The organism is Streptomyces ureilyticus (genome assembly GCF_011045025.1).
Lineage (GTDB): Bacteria > Actinomycetota > Actinomycetes > Streptomycetales > Streptomycetaceae > Streptomyces > Streptomyces ureilyticus.
The window spans coordinates 14,006-31,638 of record NZ_JAAKZX010000007.1 but is presented as its reverse complement, the minus strand read 5'-3'; the positions used below and the strand labels follow the sequence as shown (position 1 = coordinate 31,638).

At 68.6% G+C, this 17,633-nt stretch carries 14 protein-coding genes; 5 read left to right on the top strand and 9 right to left on the bottom strand.

Features of this window, described 5'->3' with window-relative positions:
- Nucleotides 1–31 precede the first annotated feature (31 nt).
- From G6048_RS03550 to G6048_RS03525, 6 genes are all read right to left on the bottom strand, one after another.
- Nucleotides 32–2,035, bottom strand: a complete 2,004-nt coding sequence (locus G6048_RS03550; protein ID WP_165337937.1) for a RiPP maturation radical SAM C-methyltransferase — start codon at nt 2,033–2,035, stop codon at nt 32–34.
- On the bottom strand, nt 2,035–2,820 hold the full coding sequence (locus G6048_RS03545; RefSeq protein ID WP_165337936.1) for an SAM-dependent methyltransferase: 786 nt from the start codon (nt 2,818–2,820) through the stop codon (nt 2,035–2,037). Before G6048_RS03545 ends, G6048_RS03550 begins: the two co-directional genes overlap by 1 nt.
- A gap of 111 nt (nt 2,821–2,931) precedes the next feature.
- Complete coding sequence (locus G6048_RS03540; RefSeq protein WP_165337935.1) at nt 2,932–3,537, bottom strand: hypothetical protein; 606 nt, start codon at nt 3,535–3,537, stop codon at nt 2,932–2,934.
- Between the two features lie 55 nt (nt 3,538–3,592).
- A complete protein-coding gene (locus G6048_RS03535) occupies nt 3,593–5,299 on the bottom strand; it encodes an SAM-dependent methyltransferase (RefSeq protein WP_165337934.1) in 1,707 nt (568 codons plus the stop codon).
- Nucleotides 5,300–5,497: 198 nt separating this feature from the next.
- The gene (locus tag G6048_RS03530) at nt 5,498–6,994 is read right to left on the bottom strand and encodes a glycosyltransferase family A protein (RefSeq protein ID WP_165337933.1); all 1,497 of its coding nucleotides are present in this window, start codon (nt 6,992–6,994) and stop codon (nt 5,498–5,500) included.
- A gap of 145 nt (nt 6,995–7,139) precedes the next feature.
- The gene (locus tag G6048_RS03525) at nt 7,140–8,264 is read right to left on the bottom strand and encodes a sulfotransferase family protein (RefSeq protein WP_165337932.1); all 1,125 of its coding nucleotides are present in this window, start codon (nt 8,262–8,264) and stop codon (nt 7,140–7,142) included.
- Between the two features lie 284 nt (nt 8,265–8,548).
- Between G6048_RS03525 and G6048_RS03520 the strand changes: the two genes are divergently transcribed.
- Nucleotides 8,549–9,130, top strand: coding sequence for a GNAT family N-acetyltransferase (locus tag G6048_RS03520; protein WP_165337931.1), 582 nt, complete (start codon nt 8,549–8,551; stop codon nt 9,128–9,130).
- A gap of 5 nt (nt 9,131–9,135) precedes the next feature.
- Nucleotides 9,136–11,208 carry a RiPP maturation radical SAM C-methyltransferase gene (locus G6048_RS03515; RefSeq protein ID WP_268978567.1) on the top strand — a complete coding sequence of 691 codons (2,073 nt, stop codon included), beginning with the start codon at nt 9,136–9,138 and terminating at the stop codon, nt 11,206–11,208.
- 31 nt (nt 11,209–11,239) lie between these two features.
- On the opposite strand, the gene G6048_RS03510 is transcribed toward G6048_RS03515, so the two are convergent.
- Nucleotides 11,240–12,697 carry a helix-turn-helix domain-containing protein gene (locus G6048_RS03510; RefSeq protein WP_165337929.1) on the bottom strand — a complete coding sequence of 486 codons (1,458 nt, stop codon included), beginning with the start codon at nt 12,695–12,697 and terminating at the stop codon, nt 11,240–11,242.
- Between the two features lie 198 nt (nt 12,698–12,895).
- Nucleotides 12,896–13,570, bottom strand: a complete 675-nt coding sequence (locus tag G6048_RS03505; protein ID WP_165337928.1) for an MmyB family transcriptional regulator — start codon at nt 13,568–13,570, stop codon at nt 12,896–12,898.
- 240 nt (nt 13,571–13,810) lie between these two features.
- Between G6048_RS03505 and G6048_RS03500 the strand changes: the two genes are divergently transcribed.
- Genes G6048_RS03500 through G6048_RS03490 form a run of 3 tightly spaced genes read left to right on the top strand, consistent with a single transcriptional unit; the run spans nt 13,811 to nt 16,259 of the window.
- Nucleotides 13,811–14,473 carry a helix-turn-helix domain-containing protein gene (locus G6048_RS03500; RefSeq protein ID WP_165337927.1) on the top strand — a complete coding sequence of 221 codons (663 nt, stop codon included), beginning with the start codon at nt 13,811–13,813 and terminating at the stop codon, nt 14,471–14,473.
- 32 nt (nt 14,474–14,505) lie between these two features.
- Entirely contained in the window at nt 14,506–15,036 is a 531-nt protein-coding gene (locus G6048_RS03495) for a toxin-antitoxin system, toxin component (RefSeq protein WP_165338006.1), read from the top strand.
- An 11-nt stretch (nt 15,037–15,047) separates the two neighbouring features.
- Nucleotides 15,048–16,259, top strand: coding sequence for an MAB_1171c family putative transporter (locus G6048_RS03490; protein WP_165337926.1), 1,212 nt, complete (start codon nt 15,048–15,050; stop codon nt 16,257–16,259).
- Here G6048_RS03490 and G6048_RS03485 read toward each other — a convergent pair.
- Nucleotides 16,178–17,575, bottom strand: a complete 1,398-nt coding sequence (locus G6048_RS03485; protein WP_165337925.1) for an FAD-dependent oxidoreductase — start codon at nt 17,573–17,575, stop codon at nt 16,178–16,180. The two genes, G6048_RS03490 and G6048_RS03485, sit on opposite strands and share 82 nt — an antisense overlap.
- Nucleotides 17,576–17,633: the final 58 nt, after the last annotated feature.

The window sequence follows — 17,633 nt, the reverse complement described above, 5'->3', positions numbered from 1 at the left end:
GCTCTCTCCGCCATCGCGGTCCCGCGCCCGGCTAGCGTGCCGCCGCCGCGGCGGCACGGACGTCGACGTACCCGCCGGGGAATCCGTCGGACGTCATGCGCACGGGTCGTACGCCGCTCAGTGCCAGCCCCACCAAGCGGCCGTCGATCTCCAGCACGAGCCGCTGTTCGACGAGTTCAGCGAGGGCGTCGTCGATCTGCCGCTGCGAAACGTCCAGGGAGTGGTCGCGGCGGAGCACCTCGCGCAGCCGCTCCGGCCGGGGGGCCGCGTCACACGCGAGACACACGGCGCGGGCCACATCCGTCAGCCTGGTCTGCGACGGCCCGGCACCGCTGCGGGTGTCGGTGATCCACAGTCCGTCGTCCCGGTCGGCCATGGTCAGCGCCGGTTGCGGGTCGCCGCGTTGCGCTTGCTGCCAGCGGGATACGGCCTTTCGGAGTGCGTCGATTCCCGGACGCGATGCGGGGGCACCTGGCGGACCGGGGTCCGTCGGCCGATCGATGCCGAGCGTCGTGTCGGCGGCGAAGAAGTAGGTCAGGTCCTGCAGATCGGCCGTGCTCACCGGGTAGACGTCCCGCATGGACAGCACAGGGCTGAGCACCAGACCACGCCGGTGCGCCTCCTGCTCATAGACGCTGTACCGGTCGTACCGCAGCCGGGTGATGCCGCTCGGCGGCTGCAGATGCTCCAGCAGCGGGATCCAGCGGGCCATCTGCGTGTACGCCTCGTCCTGCTCGTCGGGGAAGTCCCAGATGATGTTCCAGAACATCCGCACTCCGAACTCGCGGGCCCACTTGAGCAGTTGGACGTTCTGCCAGCCGGTCACCCCCTTGTCCATCAGCTGCAGGATGTCGGTGTGCAGGCTCTCGATCCCCGGCTGCACCCAGGTGACGCCGGCGTCCGCCAGCCCCTTCACCTGACGGCGGTTCAGATTCGCCTTCACCTCGAAGAACAGACTCCGCCGGGAGGCGCCCTCGTCGGCCAGGGCCTGCATGAGCGTCGGGAAGTAGCCCATGTCGAGGATGTTGTCGACGAACTCGAAGGCCGTCACGCCGTGCCGCCGCTCCAGCTCGTGCAACTCCTCCAACACCCCCTGCGGCGACTTGGAGTTGAAGACCATGCTGCTGCCGTTCAGCCCGCAGAACGTGCACTGATGGCGGTCGCCCCACCAGCAGCCGCGGGAGGACTCCACGAGCAGACCGGGCGTGATGTACGCGCCCACCGAGAGCCCGGCCAGTTGCTCGAACCAGTCCTCGTACGCCGGTGGCGGCAGCGTGTCCAGGTCACGGAACATCGTGCGGGGCAAGCGTGTGGTGCCCGTCCCGGTGCGGTGCGCCGGACCGAGAACGCCCTGGGGCAATGCCTCCGCCGGTACGTCCCGCCCGTGCTCCAGTACCAGCCGGCACAGGGGGGTGATGATCCCGTCCGCCTCGCCGGAGACCACGTAGTCCACCCAGGGAAAGCAGCGGTGCGTCGCCTCGCCCATCACCGTCTCGCAGTTCGCCCCGCCCAGCAGGGTGACCACCGTCGGGTCCAGCTCACGGACCCGCCGCAGCAGCGCCAACGACGCCACATGCTGCTCGAACATCGAGGTGCACCCCACCACCCGCGCACCCGTCTCCAGCACCCGCCGGGCCACCACATCCACAAAACCACCAGCCTCCGAACGCAGTCGGTGCAGGCGCTTGATCGTGAGGTCCGCCCGGTCGGCGAACGCGGGCATGTGGGCGAACGCGGCCCGCAGCCTCTCGAGGTAGGCGTCGTCCCGCTGCCGGGCACCCGGCTCCGGGAAGGCCGCCTCCGCGAACGTCCACTCCCCCATCAGCAGGGTGGGGGGCGCCTGGCTGGCGCACGTCTCGTACAGGGGTATCCCGACCCGGTCGGCGAACCACAGGTTCGCGTGCAGCACCGTGCTGGGGATGCCGTCCCTGCGCAGGATCCCCTGCAACAGGCCCAGCGCCATCGACGGTCGCGGCAACCCGGCGTAGGGCATCGACACCAGGCAGACGGCCGGGTCCGGCACGTAACCACTCATCAGGAGTCCACCCCCGCTGCGATGCTGTCGGTCCCCACGCCCACCTGCGGGTTCTCCGCGGGCGGAACGTACAGGGTGCTGATACCGGAGAGGGGGGTGTCGCACAGTTCCCTCAGAGGGACCCGGTCGACGCGTGGCGCGCTCACCGTGAACTGCGCCGCCTCGTACACGACGACCTCGAAGTCCGGCCCGTAGGTCTGCTCCAGCCGGCTGACCAGGTCAGGCAGCCAGGGGTGGCCCGTTCCCGACAGGCTGAACCCGGGGGCACCGACCACCCCGACCTGCCAGAGAATCAGGGAGGCGGTGGGGTCGGCCGCACGTCCGGCGGCGAGGAAGTCCGTCGCCTCGTACATCCGGCAGCCGGTCGCGGCGGGATCGATGCCGAGGTCGGCGAACAGGCAGTCTGCCGCCGAGACGGCCGGGAGCATACGGGCCTCGTATCCCTCGGTGCGCAGCAGCCGCACGGCGTCGTGGCTGGCGTTGACGAACACACCGGGGTGCCCGTAGAAGACGGCGCAGACCCGCTGCCCCTCGCGCACCCGAGAGGTGATCAGGTCGACCATCCGGGCATAGGACTCCAGCCGCGGAGTGCCGTCGCCGTAGAAGGTGTACAGGGTCTCGGCGGTGGGGTTGAGGGAACGGATCCAGAGGGCGGTCACGTCGTCCGCCAGGCCGTAGTAGACCTTGTCCGCCGATTCGATCTCCTGACGGGACTCGTCCGTGATGTGTGCCACGGCCGTGATTCCGGAGCCGACCACGACAAGCGAGCCGGGCGCGTTTCCCATCGTGTCACCTGCTTCCGTATTGCCGGGATGCGCTGTGAGGCGGCGCGGCGCCCGGTGTGGCGCCACGCCGCGGTGGGTCAGGCAGCTGGGGGACTCGCCGTCATGCGTCGGTCATTCCTCTTGGGCGAAGATGGCGTCGACGATGATGATGTCGTCGGTGACGGTGACGACCTGGAGGTTGCTGGTGTCCGGCGGCGGCACTACTGCCGATTCGCTGCCCTGAGCCTCGACAACCGGGATCTCGTCGTTTCCTGGGCGCAGCAGGGTACGTGGACCGCCGGCTTCGGCGATCTCGCGGAGCTTGCGACTGTTCTTGCGGGTCTCCTCCTCGACATCCGGTGGCAGCCAGGGGATGACGATGTGCCGGACGTCGGGCGTCTCCTCGTGGACCTGGAACTCGATCCCGGGGAGCCTCCGGGTGAACAGCCGTTCCAGTACGGCGCGGGGGTCGGTCCGCAACTGCTCACGGAAGTCGTCGTCGCTCCAGGCCTTGAAGAGGATCTCGGCCATGAGCTCGGACCGGTCGGCCTCGAGCGTGACCGAGTTGATGATGCTGTGCCGGATGGCACCGCCGCTGGCGCTGCGCAGGGCCCGCGTCTCCTCCTCGGTCAGTCCTGCGCGGTTCATGTAGCTGTCGGGGTCCTCCAGCCATTCGGTCAGTCGAGCGGGGTCTTCGGAGATCTCCGTGAGGAGATTCGTCAACGCGCTGGTAGCCATCTGCAAGGTTCCCTTTCTTTTCGTGTGACTCTTGGTGCGGCCTTTGTCGTTTTGGTCAGGTGGAGGCGGTGGCCATGGTGGGCCGGGTGGTGAACGTCTCCCTGAGTTTCAGGCGTTGGATCATGTCCTGGTCGGGCTTCGGCTTGTGCTTCGGCGGGACGTAGAGGGTGCTGACCCCGGTGAGTCGTGCGGTGCCGAGTTCGTGCAGGGGCATGGCGTCCATCCGGCACTTCTGGCCGGGGAACACGGCGGCCTCGTAGACGGTGACTTCGTGGTCCGGGCCGTAGGTCTTCTCGAGGTACTCGACGAGAGCGGGGACGTGCTCACCGGTGTATCCGCTGAGGTTGAACCCCAGTTCGCCGACGCAGCTGATCTGCCAGATGATCACGGTTGCCGTGGGGTCGAGCGTCCGGCCGGTGGTCAGCAGATGGGTGGCTTCGTACATCTGGCAGCCGTGTTTGGCCGGGTCGATACCGAGGTCGGCATACAGGTTGTCTTCGGCGGACACCCCGGGCTGCATGGTGGCCTCGTAGCCCTCCGCACGCAGGATGCGGATCGCGTTGTGCGTGGGCGTCGCGAAAACGCCGGGGTGTCCGTAGAAGACCCCGCAGACCCGCTGCCCGGCATGTACGGCGTCCACCATCGCCTGGGTCATCTGCCGATAGGTTTCGATCCGGTTCTTGCCGTCGCCGTAGAGGGTGTAGAGCGTTTCGGCGGTGGGGTTGAGCTTGCGCACCCATTCCTCCGACATCGGGTCGGAGCACAGGCAGTACACCTTGTCGGCGGCGGCGATGTGGTTCTTGGCTTCGAGGGTCACCTGCCCGATCGACCTGATGCCGCTCCCCACGCACACGAGTGCGCCGCGCCTTTTCGGTGGCGTCGTCTTGCCCGGATCCGCTGCTGTCGTCGTGCCCTGGTCGGAGTCGGACTCCGAGTCCGGAGCGGTGACGGTGGCCGTGGTGGGCCGGGTGGTGAACTGCTGCCTGAGTTTCAGGCGCTTGATCATGTCGCGGTCGGGCTGCGGCTTGTCCTTCGGCGGGACGTAGAGGGTGCTGATCCCGGTGAGTTGTGCGGTGCCGAGTTCGTGCAGGGCCATGGTGTCCGTCCGGCACTTCTGGCCGGGGAACACGGCGGCCTCGTAGACGGTGACTTCGTGGTCCGGGCCGTACGTCTTCTCGAGGTACTCGACCAGGACGGGGACGTGCGCGCCCTTGAACCCACTGAGGTTGAACCCAGGATCACCGACACTGCCGATCTGCCAGATGATCGCCGGCACCGAGGTGTCCAGCGAACGGCCGGTGGCGAGAAGGTGAGTGGCCTCGTACATCTGGCAGCCGTACTTCGCCGGGTCGATACCGAGGTCGGCATACAGGTTGTCCTCGGCGGACACCCCGGGCTGCATCGTGGCCTCATAGCCCTCCGCACGCAGAATGCGGATCGCGTCATGGGTCGGCATTGCGAAAACGCCGGGGTGTCCGTAAAAGACCCCGCAGACCCGCTGCCCGGCATGTACGGCGTCCACCATCGCCTGGGTCATCTGCCGATAGGTTTCGAGCCGGTTCTTGCCGTCACCGTAAAAGGTGTAGAGCGTTTCGGCGGTGGGATTGAGCTTGCGGACCCATTCCTCCGACACCGGGTCGGTACAGACGTAATACACCTTGTCGGCGGCGGCGATGTGGTTCTTGGCTTCGAGAGTCGCCTGTCCGATCGCCCTGATTCCGGTGCCTACACACACCAGTGAGCCACGTTTTTCCGATGCCATCGTCTCACCCTGTTCCGTTCGTTGTTCCCTTACTACCCAAACATTCACCCGGACCGGCGGCCGTATCAACCATGTGTCCCACCGGACGGAATAATCGGGATTCCCTCGGAAAAAGCGCAGGGAAAAGCCGACCCTCACACCTACGGCGCGTCGCAATCCTCAGCGGGATGCAGTGAAGGCCTTTTACTGAAAAGCCTTTTACTGATGTGCCAAGTCGGCTGTCGTCGGCTCGTTTGCCCCGTTCTCACGTATCCCGTTTTCGCGTGCCCCATCGAGGAGGGGACGCCGGCCGGCTCTCGAGCCGGTGACCGCCAGGCGGTGGCGGCCGAGCGGCAGTACGCGGCTGAGCAACCCGGTCAGGCTTCCACCGGCGGTCGCCAGCGCCGCCCGGGCCCCGGCCGGGTCCTCCGGCAGGGCGTCGAGCACCGCTCTGTATGCGCTTTCGTGGTAGCCGATGGCTGTCGGTCCATCGGTGTGCGTGCCGTCCTGAGGGCCGGACAGGTCGATCGCCGTCCACGCATGGCCATGCTCGAGCCCGGTCAGAAAGGACGCCAACGTGGCGCCCGCCTCGGGGAGGAAGGTCACGTCGTCGTCGACGACGAGGAGCCGGGGCCAGTTCTCATTCACCGCGCGGGCGATCAGGTGGCGGTGCGACAGCGCCAGGGTGACTTGTTCCGCCTGGGCTTCTGCTTCGGCCAGGACATCCGCCTGTACGCCGTCGTCCATGACCGGCTGGTCGACGTCGAGTGGAGGCAGGGTGATACGGCGCAGGCACTTCTCGACGCCGAACACCGCGGCCACCTCATCGTGAACGTGCCGCCACCGCTCCTCGTCGCGCTGGGGATTCAGGACCGCGATCACGTCGAAGAAGGCGAGCGGGCTGCTCTTCTCTCGCTCCCAGCTCCGTACGACCTCGTCGGTGCACGACGCCTGGGCTTCGTCCCGGAAGTGTCTGATCACCTCCTGGAGTGGTGGGTAGCCGACCTCGTCCGAGGCAACCAGGTAGTTGCGGATCCGCTCCTCGAAGGTGTGCCGGTACGGAGCGCTCAGCGGGCGACCGAACCGGTGCTCCCAGGCAAGGAACGGAAGACACAGGGTGCGCCTGCCGAGGGACCGGTATTTGGCGTGGATGTATCCCTCCTCGGCGCCGTGTCCCCGGAAGTGGGGGCTGTAGCCCGGCCAGGAGTCCTTGCGGCAGGCGAAGAGGCCGAGCCCCTGCATCTCGATCTCGAAGGACTCGTCCTCGGGGTCGGGGCGGCCCGGCCTGAGCGCGGGCAGGAGCCAGGCGCCGTAGAGATCGTTGTGCCAGGCACGCTCCAACGACACGTAATAGCCGCCACGGGAGAGCAGCGGCCCCTGCAGGAGGTCGTCGCAGCCGGGGTGGGCGTCGATGAACTCCAGAAGCCGGGCTATGGCCCCGGGAGCGATCAGAACGTGAGAATCGACGACCAGCACCCACTCCGAATTGGCTTCCCGTATGACACGGTCCTTCACGGCCGCCGAAGTGATGTCGTCGACGGGCAGATATCTGAGCCCTTCGATCTCCCTCTCCAGGGCTTTGAGCGCCCAGGCCGCCGCGCCTCGCGGATTGTTGTCCACGACGAGAATGCCCACGCGTTCGCGCACCTCGGGGTGGTACAGGCGTAGTGCCGCGGAGGTGAAGTAGGCGCCGTCGTAGTCGTCGTATGTGGCCATGCCTACGGTGAGCTTCCGGCGCGGGCCCGGTGGGCCGGCGCCGGGAATATGTTCACTTGTTGACACCGCGTTCTCCAGGTTCGTCCTGAATTCGGTTTCCGGCCGCCCGTTCCTCGTTCCATCCCCGGCCGTCCTGCCGCAAGGTTCAGCATCGGTCCAGAGTGGGCTCCGGCATCTCGATGGCGCAGGCCGCGCGCAGGGTGGCGAGAGGGTCCCCGAGCCCGTACGGCCCGGTGCCGGCGCGTCTGCGGCGTACCGTGCGATCGGCGAAGGAGAGCCAGTCGGCGGGAGCCGGCACCCCGAGGAATTCCGCCAGGGCTCTGAGGACCTTCGGCGGATCGGTGACCAGGTCCTCGTAGCGCATGACGGCCCGCTGCCGTGGAGGCAGTTCGGCCAGTACGGTGCGCGCACGCTGGGTGGCCCCCAACCAGGGCTGAGCGAAAACGTCCAGAGGAATCCCGAAGTCGTTCGCCGCGCGAATGTCGTAGGGCGGCAGGACGACCTTCAGATGGTGCCGGACCAGCGGCATTCGGGGGCGGCACGCCGGAGACAGGTCGGCGAAGGATGTGATGCGGAGCAGTCGCAGGGCGTCCCGGACGATCCCGTCGACCCGTGTGAGGATGTGCCGGTTCATCGACAGCACCGTGTCCACCGGATCCCGGTGCAGATAGATGAAGCGGGCGTCGGGGTAGGCCCGGACGAGCATGTCCAGGTATTTGAGGGAACCGGGCGTGCTCTCCACCACGACTCGGCCGCCGGTGCGCCGGCGAAACCATTCCAGCAGCCGCAGATACTGCTCGGCCGAGGCGCGCGCCTCCCAACCGGGGATATCGGCGGCCAGTTCGGCGTACCAGCCGTCGGGTTCCAGGGAGGGAGCAGGACCCCGGGAGAGAGAAGGCAAGGTCATGTGGCAGATGAGGGGTACGCCCTGTTCCGGATGGAAGCGGCCGTGCCCATAGGGATAGGCGAACTCCTCGGGAGCCATCCCGTCACGCACGATGGCGTCGAACATCGGGGCAGGGCGCGTCAGTTCCATCCAGAAGCCCGGACCGCTGCGCAGCTGGTGCAGGAGCCGACCGGCGCCTCGCCGGGCGAACAGGGCCGTCACACTGGTGACGTCGGGGTGCGCTCCGAGCAGCCTCGACACGAGGTTCGACCCGCACCGTCCCGCGCTCACGATGAAGACGGGTTTCGCGGAGTCGAAGGCCGATTTCACGGAATCGAAGGCGGGTTTCACATATTCGTCCGATTCACCCGAGTCGCCGATCATTGTCCGCACCTTCCTGGTGGCGAATTCCGGCGTCTGGATCGCCGCTGACCGGGGTCTGATCCAGGTGGCACGAATACCGTGGCATCTCCCGGCCCTTACCGGCAGAGGCTGTCCCACCGGCCGGAAGAAGCGCAGGTGGGAAATACCCGCTGCCCGACGCGCAGGCAGTTCCCCTTCCACTGTGCGGGATTCCTTCTGGCCCCGGCGTGGGCGAGGACGCAGGATACGGAACGAAGCTGAGCCCCCGATCAGACTGCAATCGACGGCATTGGAGAGTCCTGGAAGTGGAGCGCGTGTTCGGGGGCCTCGGCATGGCGTGGGCTCGCTTCGACGAGATATGCGACCTCTATGACGAGGTGTTCTCGAGCCCGCCCTTCGCCTGGGTCCCCGAGGAATCCGTCAATCACCGAGCGCGTCTGCGAGCGTACTTCGCCGATCGATCGTTTTCCGCGATGATCGCCCTGGAGGAAGACGAATTGGTGGGTTTCGCCTACGGCAGAGCGCTCGGTGTGGACAGCCAATTCTGGTGGAGCAGGCCGGGGCTGCGCGAAGAGGTTTTCTACGCCGAGTATCCCGGGAGGACTTTTGTTCTGGGAGACCTGGCCGTTCGCTCCGACCGTCGGTCTCGTGGTCTCGGGCGCGCGCTCGTCAGCGGGCTGCTCGGACGCCGGGCGGAGGAGCGGGCCATCCTCACCGTGCAGCCTCCTGCCATTCGGACGAAGAGGTTCTACCGACGCATGGGCTGGGAGTTCGTCGGTGTCGTCAAGGCGATGCCGGGATCGGTCTCCCCGAAGTGGGAGATCTTCGTCGTGGACATCGAGCCGTTCCGGGCCCTCATCACAAGGGCCGCGAAAGGAAACGAGTGAGGACGATGGCACCCCAGGGACGAGCACCCCAGAGGCGTGAAACACCGGCACGTGCGGGTGCGGGGACACCGGACGTCTGCCTTGTGTCGATGCCCTATGCCGCGTTGCCGCGGCCGTCGATAGGGCTGGGCCTGCTGCAGGCGATCCTGCGCAGGGACGGCATCCCGAGCACGGTGCTGCACGCGAACCTGTGGTTCGCCGAGAAAGTCGGCGTACCCGCGTACGAGTTGCTGGCCACCCATGCGGCGGCCCAGCAGTTGATGGGGGAATGGACGTTCGCCGAGGCGGCCTTCCCGGAGGCGGGTGCCCGGAAGTGGGACGACGCGTATCTCGAGGAGTTGCGCTTCGCTTTCGCCCACCTGGCGGAACACACCGGGAAGCCGGATCTGGCGGGCGAGGTCCTGCCTGGGTTGCGTGCCGCGGCCGGTGGTTTTGTGGATGTGGTGGCCCGGCGGGTGCTGGAGACGGGTGCGCGGGTGGTGGGGTGCACCTCGATGTTCGAGCAGCATGTGGCGTCGTTGGCGCTGCTGCGGCGGGTCCGTGAGCTGGACCCGACGGTGGTCACCCTGCTGGGCGGGGCGAACTGCGAGACGGTGATGGGCGAGGCGACGCACCGCTGCTTTCCCTGGGTGGACTACCTGGTCTCCGGCGAGGCGGATGGGATCATCACCCCCCTGTGCCGGCTCGTGCTGGAGCACGGGCGAGACGTACCGGCGGAGGCACTGCCGCGAGGCGTACTGGGGCCGGCGCACCGGATCGTAGGAGAAGACCGGTCGCGGGCGAACGGATCGCTGGTACTGCCGCGGTTGCCGCGGGCGTTGTTCCGTGATCTGGACGCGTTGCCGGTACCGGCGTATGAGGACTGGTTCGATCAGTTGGCGCAGAGTTCGGTGGGTGCGTACATCACTCCGTGCCTGACGGTCGAGTCCTCCCGCGGGTGTTGGTGGGGCGACCGCCATCAGTGCACGTTCTGCGGGCTGAACGGCAGCACCGCGATCTACCACTCCAAGTCGCCGCAGCGGGTGCTGGAGGAGCTGCGCGAGCTGGAGCGGCGGCACGGCGTGACGGCCTTCGAGTTCGTCGACAACATCCTCGACATGGGCTACTTCCCGACGCTGATGCAGGCCCTCGCCGACGAGGGCGCCTCCCGGCGGAGCCTGTTCTTCGCGCTGAAATCGAATCTGAACCGCCGTCAGGTGAAGGCACTGGCGGACGCCGGCGTCACCTGGGTGCAGCCGGGCATCGAAAGCCTGCACACCGACATCCTGCAGCTGATGGACAAGGGCGTGACCGGCTGGCAGAACGTCCAACTGCTCAAATGGGCCCGCGAGTTCGGACTGCGGATGATGTGGCCGATCCTTTGGGGCTTCCCCGGCGAGCAGGACGAGGCCTACGCGCAGATGGCTCAGTGGATCCCTCTGCTGGAACACCTGCCGCCGCCCGATGGAGTGAACAAGATCCTTTATGGCCGGTTCAGCGTGTACGACCAGGACGCGCAGCGGCATGGCCTGGTGCTCAGCCCGGTGCCGGGCATGAAATGCGTGTATCCGCTGACCGCAGCCGATCTGCAGGACCTGACCTTCCACTACACCGCAGACCCCTCGCTCGGAGCCGGAAGGACGAGGAACACGGGTTCGCCGGCACCGCGTCCGGGGGTCGACGCCCTCAGGGCTGCCACAAGCCGGTGGCAGCAGGCGCATACGCGGGACCGCGGGCCCGTCCTGAGCATGGTGGACGAACAGGGCGAACTGCGGATCACCGACACCCGCAGCTGCGCCGCCGCGGCGCAGATCCTGCTGACGGGCGTGGCCCGCGCCGTCTACCTCGCGTGCGACGCGGCGCCACGCCCCGAGCGGGTCCGTGAGACCCTTCGCCGCGACCACGCCCTGGATGTGCCACAGCACCAAGTCGCCGCCGTCCTCGCGGACTTGATCGAACGGCGACTCCTGCTCCCCCTCGACGGCCGTCTGGTCGGTCTGGCCGTACGACACCCCATGCGGGAGGAGGCCGATATGGCCGAGTTCCCCGGGGGGTACGTAAATGTCAGGGCGGCCGCAACAGCTCTAGCGGGCCGGTAGCCAGCCGGTCGCGTTCGGCGACTACCGCCAACTACCGGTGAACCGACATATCGGCCCCGATCTCCAGCGCGGCCGAGCGGAGCAGCTCAGCCACCCGTGAGAGGCCACCGTGCCGCGATTCGTGCAGCGTGGCGACGAGGCTCGTACGGGGCAGCTCACCGGCCGGGATCGGGACGGCGACGACGCCTGGAGCACGCCGCACGAGAACGCCGGGCTCACGGTCGGCTCCGGCCGTAGCGGCACCGGCGTGCGCGTCGACGGCCGCGTCGGCCGCGGCACGCCACAGGACGCCGGCGCGAGCCGACCCCGATGCGTCCCGGCAGTGGTCCTGTTGGTTCTGCCGATGGCTCGGTGTCCTGAAGGCGTCCATCCAGATCACATGGGAGTGATCGACGAGCGCCAGACAGACGGCGCCGCCGGTCGCTTCGCTGATCTTCCGCTGCCACGGCCGCGTGACCTCGATCAGCCTGTGATGCCAGGGAACCATGGCGGACAGGGAGCGCAGCGTCGTGCCGATGGTGAACCCCGACTGGTGGGGGACGAGAATCTGCCGTTGGGACATCACGCCGATCAGGCGGCTCGTGGTCGACTTGCTCAGCGTCGACACGGCGGAGAGTTCGGACACGGTCAGCACCGGATGGTCGACGGTGAAGCAGGTCAGCAGGCGGATCGCCTTGTCCAGCATGGTCCAGGGAGGCGGGGGACAGAAATCGTCATCCCGGATCCGCCGCGCCACCTCACCGATGTCTCCGCCCGCAGGATCCGTTCGCGACGCCACGCCGCCGCCCGTGCCCGTGAATTCGGGCAGCGCCTCGAGCCACTCGCCCAGCACGTCCGCTGCCGCTCGCAGCGGCAGCAAGTGCGGGAGGACGTCCGCCGAGCCGACGCCGTGCAGGGCGAGCACAAGAGCGAACGAGGAGTCCGGGCGCCCGGCCGCGGCGGCCGCCACGCGACTGTCGGCACGGACCACGCACCCGCTGCGCACCTCCCAGCCACCACCGTCGGCGCCCGCCCTCCAGGCGGGCGCGCCCGGGAACACGGTTCCCCGGACCGCCCCGCGGCCCAGCGCACCAGCCTCCGCGACGGTGCGGACAGCCAGGCCGGCCTCCGTCGGACTGCTGGGCGCCATCTCGTGGCAGAAGGCCAACCCGCCCTCGCGCGGCTCGATCCGCCCGAGCCGAAAGGTCTGGTTTCCCTGTCGGACAACCAGCCGCACCTGTAGGTGAGTGGCAAGGGGCAGTCTCGCCAGGTACGGCAGTGCCGCCGACCACAGCGCCGGGTGCACTGGCGCGGGGCGGGCGAGAACGAGCAGCCGGCGACCGAGCCGCAGCCCGTGGTCACGCTCCAGCAGACCCCATCGGCACAGTCCTCCGACGATCCGGTGGGCCGAGGTGAGCGGCAGGTCCACCCGGCGTGCCATCGCCGACAGCGATAGCACCTCGTCACCGGGCTGGAAGCAGGTCAACAGGTCGAGGCCGCGCGCAAGCATCGACCTCTTGGGATGGAAACTCTCTGATTGCTCGGAACAACCGGAATGCTCCGAGTCGGCGTGGCGTCCGGAACCGGCCATACTCGCCTCCTCGGATGTCAATCCGGAGATGTGGCTGGTCGTGACGTCGAGACTCGGCGATATACGTCGGCGGGACCAGGGTCATATGTCCCGGCATTTTGACGTTTCTTGGTTCGCTCACGCCTCGGCGGCCGGCACCACGCTGAGGTGACTCGTCGCGGCCCGCCGCACCCGCGCAGTCGTGCGTACAGGACCCGTCGCGCGACGAGCATCCCGCAGGACCAGCGTCATGCGCGTATAGCCCATGTCCTTGAGGGTCTTGGGGGTCTCTCCGACGATCCGGCAGTCGGTGCGCCCCCACCGGGGGTCCGGGTGCCACAACGGCCGTACCGCGCCGTCGTGTTCGAGGGCGTCGGGACCGACCGAGCGGATCCAGTGCGGCAGTCCGTGCCGGTACGCGGCGTCCATGATCGGGTCCTGGGCGATCTCCCGGAGGACGGACCGCAGCACCGGATCCTGCCCGTGCCGCTCGATCGCGGCGGCGAAGTGCGCCAGCATCGGCAGGCACCAGCTCGACTCATGCTCGGCGAGAACCGTGCCCGCTTCCGGATGGAACAGGACGAACCGGAGGAAGTTGTCCCCCGGCATGGCCGTGGGATGCGGACCCACACCGCGAAAAAGTGTCTCGAACGCGCCGTTGGCGAGGACGACGTCCCAGCGGTGGTCGAAGACGAGCGAGGGAAAGGGGACGGCCTCCAGAAGTGCGGCGTAGTCCTGCAAATAGGCCTGGGCCCGCAGACTCTCGGGGGCGGGTCGCGGCCGCGACCGCTGCCCTCCTGCCTGGTACTCCATCGGGAGGTCACCCCTCTTGCCTCTGCGGCCTTACACGCGGCGGTCGCGATCCTGCTATCCCCGGCTCCGTCGCGTCAACTATCGTGGCATTTGCCGCCTGTTGACGAACGAATCGCGCCACAGTTGTGGCGAGCGCTGGATGCGAGTTCGAGACAGGGGCTAACCTCCGGGCAGTTCACCGTGTGCCGCGCCTGTACCGCGCAGCTCACGGCCGGTCGAGAGAACGTGGGAGATCAGTCGGTGACGGATGGCTTCGAGGTTCCGGGCGCCACGGCGACGGGTCTGCTGCCGGCCGTCGTGGCACGTGTCGCCGCCCTCGCCGACCGGCTCGGTGTGCCGCACAGCCAGGTGTTCGACGTGCGGCGGCTGTCCGTCGCGTCGGGTGTGCCGGAGGTCGTGGTGCAGGCGCTGCTGAGCGGCCGGCCCGCCGGTGAGCCGGATCTGCAGACCCGCTTCCTGCAACGCCTCGACCTGCTGCGCCGTACGCGTCTGAAGCCGAACGGCCGCCGGTACACCCAGCAGGAGATCGCCGACGGCGCGGGGATGTCGCGTCAGCAGGCGGGTGCCCTGATCAACGGGGACCGGCGCCCCACCATGGAGCACTGCGACGCCATCCAGCGCTTCTTCCGAGTGCACGCCGGGTTCCTGACCGCCGAGGACCCCGAGGCGCTGGCCGGCGCACTGCAGCGCTCCGAGCAGGAGCTGCTCCAGCAGCTCGCCGACCGCGAGAGAGCCGCGGCGGCGGCCGCGCGCTCGGAGGACCCCTTCGAGCAGCTGCTCCAGGACCACGGCGTGCGGGGCATCGCCTGGCGCGCCGCACAGCTGCCGACGGATCAGCACCGGGACAAGGTCGCGGAATGGCTGGACATGCTCCTGGAGAGCGTCAAGCGGCCCGAGTCGTGACCCGGGAGAGAACAGTGGGCATCGGAAAAGACATGCGCCGCCTGTGCGGCGAACTGGTCGGCGAGCTCTCGCTCCCGGCACCGGCGGAGCCCGCCGACCTCTACGCCGCGCTGTGCGGAGCAATGAGCAGACGCCGCGGCCGTCCGGTGCGGTTCCGTATGGCCGCCTTCCCGCCCGGCACCGCCAGTGGGCTCTGGCTCGACATGGCGGACCAGGACCTCGTGGTCATCGAGGAACGCACCGCGCCCGACCACCAGTTGGTCATCCTCGGCCATGAGCTGTGGCACATGAAGGCCGGGCACTGCGCCCACCACGTGGAGGGCGCGGCCGTCGCCGCCCGTCTGCTGTCCGACGACGCCGATCTGCAGGCGACCGTTCTGAAGGTGGCCGCCCGGACCCGGTTCGACCTCGCGGACGAGCAGGACGCGGAGGGCTTCGGGCTGCTGCTGGCCAGCAAGTGCCGTGCGTGGCTTCCCGGTTCGGCGCAGCGCGGGCCCATGCCGCGGGACGGGGTCGCGGGCCGGATCGGGGCGTCCCTCGGCTACCGCGGGCCGCGGGCCTGAGCCGCCACGCCATGGACGACTCCGGCTACTACATACCGGCCGTCGCGATGGCGATCGCGCTCGCCGTCAAGACGCCCGCGCTGCTGCGCTCCTGGCGTGATCCGCTGCAGCGCTCCGTGTGCACGCTGATCGCCCTTTCGGGCATGGTGTTCTTCTTCGCCGCCCCGCCGACGATCGCCGAGGTCAACCGCCTCACCGGGATCGCGAACTTCTCGGCACCGTTCGTCTACGGCCTGCTGAGCGCCTTCAGCGCCGCCTGTCTGGTGCTGATCATCAACTGGCGCGGCGGTCCGCCGGAGGCGACCCGGCGGGCCTCCCGCCGCTGGATCGCCGGGTACGGCGTGGTGATCATGGCCCTGATAGTGCTCTTCGCCCTCGGGGACGCGCCGCAGGAACGGTTGCGGGACCTCGACACGTACTACGCCAACACGCCGTTCATCCGCGAGATGATCGTGCTCTATCTCGTGTCGGTCACCGTCGCGGGCGTCGCGATGGACGTCATGTGCTGGCGCTGGGCGCTTCAGGTTCGCGGCTGGCTGCGGGCCGGGCTGCTGGTCATCGCGCTCGGCTTCTCCTGCAACATCCCCTACTCGATCACCAAGTTCATCGCCGTCGGCGCCCGGTGGAACGGCGGGAACCTGGACGACCTGAGCACGTACGTGGCGCCCGCGATGGCCTCCGCCGGAATGCAGCTCAGCGCGCTCGGCTTCTGCATCCCACCGGCCGGCCAGCGCATCGGGGACGTCTGGAGCACCTGGTCCACCTATCGCCGACTCGGGCCGCTGTGGCGGGAGTTGAGGCCTCTCGCGCCGCCCAAGGACCGTACCGTCCGCATCGCGTGGTGGTCGCCCCCCGAACTCCAGGTGACCCAGCGGGAGTCCGACATCCACGACGGCATGCTCGCCCTGTACCCGTACTTCGACGCCGAGCTCCGTACGAGCGCCTACGAAGCTGCCGTGGCCGCAGGCTCCGATCCCGCCCAGGCGCGGGCGGAGGCCGACGCGGCGATGGTGACGGCGGCGGTCCGGGCCAGGGCCGCCGACCCGGAGGGCAGGGTCATCAGCTCGGCGACAGCGGACGCGGCGCCACCCGCGTCCACCGAAGCACCCCGCGACCTGGTACGGATGTCCCTCGCCCTGCGTCAGTCCCCCGTCGTCACGACCGCCGCTTCCTTCTCGGTCAGCGGGGGTCCGCTCAACCGGGGCTTCTTCCGGCCGAGATAGACCAGGGCGAGCATGTCGGGCCCGAACAGCCGGGTCGGGTGCTTCTCCATGCTCATCACGTCCAGCAGGATCCGCATCGCGCGGGGATTGCGCGAGCCGGCGTCGGCGGCCTTGTCGACGAAGGCGGCAAGGGTCTTCTCCAGGCGGGTGGGCGGCTGCTCGCTGGCGCCCGGCCGGAACACGTCCTGGCCCACGGCCAGGTTCCAGGCGTTGTCCACGGGCCGGGCCGCGGTCTTCTGGATGCGCTGTGCCGTGCCGGGTGCGGTGAGTTCGTGCTCGCGCAGCACACCGCGCAGAGCGAGGACGCTCTGGGCTGCCGCGCTCATTCCGTGCCCGTAGATGGGGTTGTAGCCGGCGACGGCGTCGCCGAGGACGGCGAAGCCTTCGGGCCAGCGGACGGCCTTCTCGTAGTAGCGGCGCTTGTTGGCGGTACTGCGCGTGGTGACGACGTCGGTCTCGGGTTCGGCCCTGGAAAGGAGCTCGCCGATGATGGGGTGGGCCAGCTTCAGGGCGAAGGGCACGAACTCGTCGTTGTTGCTGGTGGGTTGACCGCCGCGGCTGCCGGACAGGGTCACCAGCCACCGGCCGCCTTCGATCGGGACGATGACGCCACCCTGCGCCGGGTTGCCTTGGGGCTCGGCCTGGACGTTGACGATCGGGTAGTCGACGACGCCGGCCGGTGGGCGGTAGATCCGGCTGGCATAGCCGATTCCGGGGTCGACCGTGCGCTCCTGGACGGGCGGCAGCCCCAGGTCCCGCAGCCAGTGGGCGGCGCGGCTGGCGCGCCCGCTCGCATCGATGACCAGGTCGGCGGGGAGGGTGCGCTCCGCGTCCGCCTCGCGTATGCGCACTCCTGTCACGCGGTCCGCGCTGCCTTCCAGGCCCAGCAGTTCGGTCTGCTGCAGGAGCGTGATCCGCCGGTCCGGCAGCACGTCGGCGCGGATCGTGGCGTCGAGCAGATCACGGCTGCCCTGGAGCATGGTGTGCCGGGACTGGGAGAACCGCCGGAACCACTGACCCGACGGGGCCCGGGACACCAGATCGGTCATGATGCGGGCTCTGCGGGCGCCGCGGTCGACGAGTCGGTCCGTGATGTCCGGCAGGATCTCCTCGAGGGCCTTGACGCCGCCGGACCAGAACAGGTGGGCGTGACGGGCCTGCGGGAGCCCCTTGCGCGGTTGGGGGCCGTCCGGCAGCAGGTCGCGTTCGACGATGGTGACGTCGGCGTGCTCGGCGAGTACGGCGGCGGCGAGCATGCCCGTCATTCCCCCTCCAACCACAACCGCCGTACGACGAGGGGCAGTTCTGTCAGACAAGTCGGACACTCCTTCTGTAGCTCCCGATACCTGTTGCCAAACCTGTTGCCGCCGATAC

Excerpts from the sequence above, each read along its gene's own strand:
- G6048_RS03550 (WP_165337937.1), bottom strand. The coding sequence starts at position 2,035 with ATGAGTGGTTACGTGCCGGACCCGGCCGTCTGCCTGGTGTCGATGCCC.
- G6048_RS03545 (WP_165337936.1), bottom strand. The coding sequence starts at position 2,820 with ATGGGAAACGCGCCCGGCTCGCTTGTCGTGGTCGGCTCCGGAATCACG.
- G6048_RS03540 (WP_165337935.1), bottom strand. The coding sequence starts at position 3,537 with ATGGCTACCAGCGCGTTGACGAATCTCCTCACGGAGATCTCCGAAGAC.
- G6048_RS03535 (WP_165337934.1), bottom strand. The coding sequence starts at position 5,299 with ATGGCATCGGAAAAACGTGGCTCACTGGTGTGTGTAGGCACCGGAATC.
- G6048_RS03530 (WP_165337933.1), bottom strand. The coding sequence starts at position 6,994 with ATGGCCACATACGACGACTACGACGGCGCCTACTTCACCTCCGCGGCA.
- G6048_RS03525 (WP_165337932.1), bottom strand. The coding sequence starts at position 8,264 with ATGATCGGCGACTCGGGTGAATCGGACGAATATGTGAAACCCGCCTTC.
- G6048_RS03515 (WP_268978567.1), top strand. The coding sequence starts at position 9,136 with ATGGCACCCCAGGGACGAGCACCCCAGAGGCGTGAAACACCGGCACGT.
- G6048_RS03510 (WP_165337929.1), bottom strand. The coding sequence starts at position 12,697 with ATGCTTGCGCGCGGCCTCGACCTGTTGACCTGCTTCCAGCCCGGTGAC.
- G6048_RS03505 (WP_165337928.1), bottom strand. The coding sequence starts at position 13,570 with ATGGAGTACCAGGCAGGAGGGCAGCGGTCGCGGCCGCGACCCGCCCCC.
- G6048_RS03495 (WP_165338006.1), top strand. The coding sequence starts at position 14,506 with ATGCGCCGCCTGTGCGGCGAACTGGTCGGCGAGCTCTCGCTCCCGGCA.
- G6048_RS03490 (WP_165337926.1), top strand. The coding sequence starts at position 15,048 with ATGGACGACTCCGGCTACTACATACCGGCCGTCGCGATGGCGATCGCG.